The sequence below is a fragment of the Streptomyces niphimycinicus genome, assembly GCF_018883605.1.
Lineage (GTDB): Bacteria > Actinomycetota > Actinomycetes > Streptomycetales > Streptomycetaceae > Streptomyces > Streptomyces niphimycinicus.
Genome location: NZ_JAHLEM010000932.1, coordinates 1 through 5,719, shown reverse-complemented (window position 1 = coordinate 5,719; position 5,719 = coordinate 1). Strand labels below are relative to the sequence as shown.

The following is a 5,719-nucleotide window of genomic DNA, read 5'->3' as shown; positions in this document are numbered from 1 at the left end:
GCCGCGGCGCCCAGCACGATGTGCACGGGCGCGCAGCCGCCCTCGCGCAGCGCCCGCGCGGCGTGCTCCACCAGCGGCCGCCCCCGATGCGTCAAAAGGGCTTTCGGCCGCCCGCCCAGCCGCCGGCCGCCCCCGGCCGCCAGCACGATCCCGGCGACCTGCGCGGAGTCATCCGTTGTGCGATCCATGCGCCCTGCTTACCGCACCTGGGGGCCGTGCGGGGGCTTCATCCCAGCCGGTCTGATTTTCGCTCTCCGTATAGCGCGTCGTGCACTGAGTGGCGTTAACTGATCCGCGGCCCCTTGTGTCCGAATCCACGTGAGGTGGAGGGTTGGGGCGGCCATGCGGGAAGGGGGCAGGCTGTGCGAGAGGGCGAGAGGGCGCGAGGGGGCGAAGGGCAGTGTTGGCCAACGATGGCGCGAGGCTCTGGGGTGATCCCGATGCCTTGTCAGTGGAGGGCGCCGCAGTCGTGGAAGCCAGGCGAGTGGCGGGCACCGATGACGATCCGAGGGCGGCCGAGCTGCGCCGTGCCGTGGCCCGGCTCAGGCGTGACCTGGCCGCCCACCCTGCGGAATTACCGGACCGGGCGATCGCCGACGACGAGCTGGCCGCGCTCGATGCCATGGCCCGCACCGGCGCGCCGGAGCTGCACCGCCTGCGCCGCTCGCTGCTGCTCATCGCGGGAGCGCTGGGCTCGGTCAGCGCGCTGGGCTCCGCCCTGACGGGCGTCCGCGCGGCGATCGACCAGTTCAGCGGCGCGCCCCGGACGGGCATAGGGAGAGACTGAGCCGGGTGGCCCCACCGAGCCGGGCGGCGGCCCCGTGCCGCGCCCGCCGCCGGTGGCGCTCCGCCGTCAGGCGGAACCGGTGCTGGCCAGCGCCCCCGACAGCTCGACCGCGACCTCCTTGAGGATCGGCACGATTCTCCGGGTGGCCTCGTCCGTCACCCGGCCCGCCGGGCCCGAGATGGAGATGGCCGCCGGTGCGGGGGAGTCGGGCACCGGCACCGCGAGGCAGCGCACGCCCATCTCCTGCTCGTTGTCGTCCACCGCGTAACCCAGCTCGTGGACCTGCCGCAGCGCGTCGAGGAACCCATCCGGCGAGGTGATCGTCTTCTCGGTCACCGCGGGCATACCGGTGCGGGCCAGCAGGGCGCGCACCTCCTCGGGCGGCGTGCCCGCCAGCAGCGCCTTGCCGACGCCCGTGGTGTGGGGCAGCACCCGCCGCCCGACCTCGGTGAACATCCGCATCGAGTGGCGCGAGGGCACCTGTGCCACGTACACCACCTCATCGCCGTCCAGCAGCGCCATGTTCGCGGTCTCGCCGGTCTCCTCCACCAGCCGCGCCAGATACGGCCGCGCCCAGGTGCCCAGCAGCCGGGCCGAGCTCTCGCCGAGCCGGATCAGCCGGGGCCCGAGGGCATAGCGGCGGTTGGGCTGCTGACGGACATAGCCGCAGGCCACCAGCGTGCGCATCAGCCGGTGAATGGTGGGCAGTGGCAGCCCGCTGCTGGTGGAGAGCTCGCTCAGCCCGACCTCGCCCCCGGCGTCGGCCATCCGCTCCAGCAGGTCGAAGGCGCGCTCCAGGGACTGGACGCCACCGGATCCGGCGGTGGTGGCGGCGGTCTTGGACTCGGCGGACGGCACGTCGGTGTTCCTTTCACAGCGGTCGGCACCGGCCCGCACACGCGTCGGACGCCGCGGCCGACCGGCCACGGGCAGCCTACCCGCCCGCGGCGACCTCCCGTAGCCGCTTGTCAACGATCTCTGTGCGATCCATTGACGAGGGTGACCACGCTGACTAATTTCTGCATCTCGAAAACCTACTTCCATCTTACGGAAGCATAGAGTCGTCGCGGGAGTGCTATGCGCATCCTTGTGCTGAATCCCAACACCACAGCCGCCATGACCGCCACCATCCGGGACCTCGCCGAGGCCAGTGCGAGCCCCGGCACCACCATCGTGGCCACCGAGCCGCTGTGGGGCCCCGAATCGATCGAGGGTCACTTCGACGGATATCTGAGCGCCGCCGCCGTACTTGACCGGCTGACGATTCGACGAACCCTTCGACGCGCTGGTCATAGCCGGGTTCGGCGAGCCGGGGCGGGAGGGGGCGCAGGAGCTGCTCGACGTTCCGGTCCTCGACATCGCCGAGTCCGCCGCCCAGATGGCCATGATGCTCGGCCATTCCTACGGCGTCGTCACCACCCTCGACCGGGCCGTGCCGCAGATCCGGGACCGGCTGCTCACGGCCGGTCTGCTGGGGCGCTGCGCGGGGGTGCGCGGCACCGGTCTGGGCGTACTGGAGCGCCTACTTCGCGGACGTCGCCCCGTTCTCCTGGTGCTTCGGACTGGTCATCGCCGGGGGGATCTACGGTCTGAGGTCCGCCAAGGCCAGGGTCGGCGGCGCGATGGCCCAGGCGCTGATCACCTCGCGGGTCACCACGGGTGGGGTCTTGACCCGCCCGGTGGCGGAGTAAAGACTTGCCGTACTCAACGCCCAATGGAAAGCTAATTCCGTATAGCGATAGGTTGGTGGCGGTGTTCGACCTGGATCGGGAAGAGCGTGCGGAGCGGGAACCGGAGCCGGCACCGGGCCTGGTGCGGCCGGACCTGGTGCTGCGCTCACGACGCGTCATGACCCCGGACGGCCCGCGCGCGGCTTCCGTGTCCGTCGCCGACGGCCGCATCGTGGCCGTCGGGCCGTACGACACCCCCGACCCGGACGGCGCGAGGGTCGAGGATCTCGGCGACGACGTCCTCCTCCCCGGCCTCGTCGACACCCACGTCCATGTCAACGACCCCGGCCGCACCGCCTGGGAGGGGTTCGGCTCGGCCACCCGCGCCGCCGCGGCCGGCGGCGTCACCACCCTGGTCGACATGCCGCTCAACAGCGTCCCGCCGACCACCACCGTCCCGGCCCTGGAGGTCAAACGGGCCGTCGCCCGGCGGTCGGCCCATGTCGACATCGGGTTCTGGGGCGGTGCCGTGCCCGGGAACGCCCCGGATCTGCGGCCGCTGCACGACGCGGGCGTCCTCGGCTTCAAGGCGTTCCTGCTCCCCTCCGGTGTGGACGAGTTTCCCCCGCTCGCCCCCGACCAGCTCCGGACCGCCCTCCGCGAGATCGCGGGCTTCGGCGGACTGCTGATCGTCCACGCCGAGGACGCCCGCCTCATCGACGGCGCCCCACCGCCCACCGGCCCGCGCTACACCGACTTCCTCGCCTCCCGCCCGCGCGCCGCCGAGAACGAGGCCATCGCGGGCCTCATCGCCCTCGCCCACGAGCTGGACGCCCGCGTCCACGTCCTGCACCTCTCGTCCGCCGACGCGCTGCCGCTGATCGCCGACGCCCGCCGTAAGGGCGTCCGGATCACCGTGGAGACCTGCCCGCACTTCCTGACCCTCACCGCCGAGGAAGTCCCCGACGGCGCCACGGAGTTCAAATGCTGTCCGCCCATAAGGGAGGCCGCCAACCAGGACGCCCTGTGGGCGGGCCTGGCGGCCGGGGAGATCGACTGCGTCGTCTCCGACCACTCGCCCTGTACGGCCGACCTCAAGGTGGACGACTTCGGGCGGGCCTGGGGCGGCATCTCCTCGCTCCAGCTCGGCCTCCCCGCCGTCTGGACGGCGGCCCGACGGCGCGGCCACACCCTCCACGACGTGGCCCGCTGGATGTCCACCGGCCCCGCCGCGCTCGTCGGTCTCGACCGTAAGGGCGCCATCGAGGTCGGCCGGGACGCCGACTTCGCGGTCCTCGCCCCCGACGAGACCTTCACCGTCGACCCCGCCGCCCTCCACCACCGCAACCAGGTCACCGCCTACGCGGGCAGAACGCTGTACGGCGTCGTACGGTCCACCTGGCTGCGCGGCCGGAAGATCGCCGACCATGGCGCGATCACCGACCATGGCGCGATCGCCGACCGCGGCGCGACGAGCGAACCCACCGGCCGACTCCTGGAAAGGCAGCCCCGCACATGACCGCGCCGACCCCCCGCTTCACCGGTGACGCCGCCCCGTACGGCGGTGGCGATCCGTACGCCGACTACCGGACCGCCGACCTCCCCTTCACCCACCTCGTGGACCTGGCCGACCGGCGGCTCGGCGGCAGCGTGGTCGCGGCCAACGACGAGTTCTTCGCCGAGCGCGAGAATCTGCTGCGGCCCGAACCCCCGCACTTCGACCCCGCCGCCTTCGGCCACAAGGGCAAGGTCATGGACGGCTGGGAGACCCGGCGGCGGCGCGGAGCCTCCTCCGACACCCCGCATCCGGCCGAGGACGACCACGACTGGGCCCTGATCCGCCTCGGCGCGCCCGGGGTCGTCCACGGCATCGTCGTCGACACCGCCCACTTCCGCGGCAACTACCCGCGGGCGGTGAGCGTCGAGGCGACGGCGGTGGACGGCACCCCGTCCCCCGAGGAACTCCTCGCCGACGACGTCGTATGGACCGAACTCGTCCCCCATACGCGGATCGGCGGCCACGCCGCCAACGGCTTCCCCGTCTCCGTGGCCCGCCGCTTCACCCACCTCCGCCTCAAGCAGCACCCCGACGGCGGTATCGCCCGACTCCGCGTCCACGGCGAGGTCGCCCCCGACCCGGCGTGGCTCACCGCACTCGGCACCTTCGACGTGGTGGCGCTGGAGCACGGCGGCGCGGCCGAGGACGCCTCCGACCGCTTCTACTCCCCGCCCGCCAACTCCATCCAGCCCGGCCGCTCCCACAAGATGGACGAGGGCTGGGAGACCCGCCGCCGCCGCGACACCGGCCACGACTGGGTCCGCTACCGCCTCACCGCCCAGGCGTCACTGCGCGCCGTGGAGATCGACACCGGCTGCTACAAGGGCAACGCACCGGGCTGGGCGGCGCTGTACGGCCTCGACGCCACCTCCGGCGCGGACCCGGCCGACCACGCCTCCCCGTCCTGGACCGAACTCCTGCCCCGCACCCGCCTCCAGCCCGACACGGTCCACCGCTTCGTCCTCGACGCGGCCCCGCCGGTGACCCACGTCCGCATCGACATCTACCCGGACGGCGGCGTCGCCCGCCTGCGCCTGCACGGCACCCTGACCGAACACGGCGCACAGCGGCTGGCCGCCCGCCATACGCAACTGAGCGGCTAGCTCCCTGCCCGGCGGGCCGCCCACGCTGGAACCGGCCGCAACGAGAGTTTCAAGCCCCCCGGGCGCGCCGCCCTCTGGCCCGGTCGCTCAGGCCGTCGGATTCGGGACCCCGATCGGGTTGGGGAAGCGGAGGGCGGTGGCGCAGGCGGTGGCCAGGGGGGTGAGGAGTCGTACCAGGGGTGCCACCTCGTCGGGGCCCAGCGGTCGCCAAGGGCGTTCCGCCGCTCGGTCGGTCGCGGTCTCGGCCGTCTGGAGCAGTTCGCGTCCGGTCTGTGTCGCGGTGCCGTCCGGGGTGAGGAGGGCGCGGTCGGTCAGGCGTCGGGCGGCGGCGTCCCACTCCTGGTCGGTCCAGCCGCGGTGGGGCTGGAGTTCGGTGCGGGAGAGGTCGACGGCGGAACGGAGGACGAGGGCTTCGCAGCCGTCGAGACCGGCGGCGACCAGGGCCGCGACATGGCCGTCGCCACGGTGTTCGCGCAGCAGGGTCGTCGCATGCCACAGCCGCTCGATCGGCTTGTCGGGGAAGTCCAGCGCGCCGTTCGCGGCGGCCAGCACCCGGCCGGACCCCTCCAGGCCCGCCGCGCGGGGGACCAGGGCCTCGGCG

Annotated in this window: 7 protein-coding genes and 1 pseudogene; 5 read left to right on the top strand and 3 right to left on the bottom strand. The window is 73.2% G+C overall.

What is annotated here, in order from left to right; translation table 11 throughout:
- Window positions 1–188: NTP transferase domain-containing protein (locus KN815_RS45665; RefSeq protein ID WP_216347685.1), on the bottom strand; the 188-nt coding region annotated here is incomplete at its 3' end.
- A gap of 281 nt (window positions 189–469) precedes the next feature.
- Between KN815_RS45665 and KN815_RS45660 the strand changes: the two genes are divergently transcribed.
- A complete protein-coding gene (locus tag KN815_RS45660) occupies window positions 470–787 on the top strand; it encodes a DUF5955 family protein (protein WP_253209657.1) in 318 nt (105 codons plus the stop codon).
- A 66-nt stretch (window positions 788–853) separates the two neighbouring features.
- Here the strand turns inward: KN815_RS45660 and KN815_RS45655 are convergent, their stop codons facing one another.
- The gene (locus tag KN815_RS45655; protein ID WP_216347684.1) at window positions 854–1,645 is read right to left on the bottom strand and encodes an IclR family transcriptional regulator; all 792 of its coding nucleotides are present in this window, start codon (window positions 1,643–1,645) and stop codon (window positions 854–856) included.
- 219 nt (window positions 1,646–1,864) lie between these two features.
- Here KN815_RS45655 and KN815_RS51980 point away from each other — a divergent pair.
- From KN815_RS51980 to alc, 4 genes and pseudogenes are all read left to right on the top strand, one after another.
- Window positions 1,865–1,990 (top strand): annotated as a pseudogene (locus tag KN815_RS51980) (aspartate/glutamate racemase family protein); the annotation flags it as partial.
- An 82-nt stretch (window positions 1,991–2,072) separates the two neighbouring features.
- Window positions 2,073–2,513 carry an aspartate/glutamate racemase family protein gene (locus KN815_RS51975; RefSeq protein ID WP_308403712.1) on the top strand — a complete coding sequence of 147 codons (441 nt, stop codon included), beginning with the start codon at window positions 2,073–2,075 and terminating at the stop codon, window positions 2,511–2,513.
- A gap of 86 nt (window positions 2,514–2,599) precedes the next feature.
- Window positions 2,600–3,976 (top strand): allantoinase AllB, encoded by a 1,377-nt coding sequence (gene allB, locus KN815_RS45650; RefSeq protein WP_372458638.1) that lies wholly within the window; start codon window positions 2,600–2,602, stop codon window positions 3,974–3,976.
- Window positions 3,973–5,118, top strand: coding sequence for an allantoicase (gene alc / locus KN815_RS45645; RefSeq protein WP_216347683.1), 1,146 nt, complete (start codon window positions 3,973–3,975; stop codon window positions 5,116–5,118). Before allB ends, alc begins: the two co-directional genes overlap by 4 nt.
- Window positions 5,119–5,205: 87 nt before the next feature.
- On the opposite strand, the gene KN815_RS45640 is transcribed toward alc, so the two are convergent.
- Window positions 5,206–5,719, bottom strand: a 514-nt coding sequence (locus tag KN815_RS45640) for an SCO6745 family protein (RefSeq protein WP_443732349.1), incomplete at its 5' end; no start/stop codon positions are given.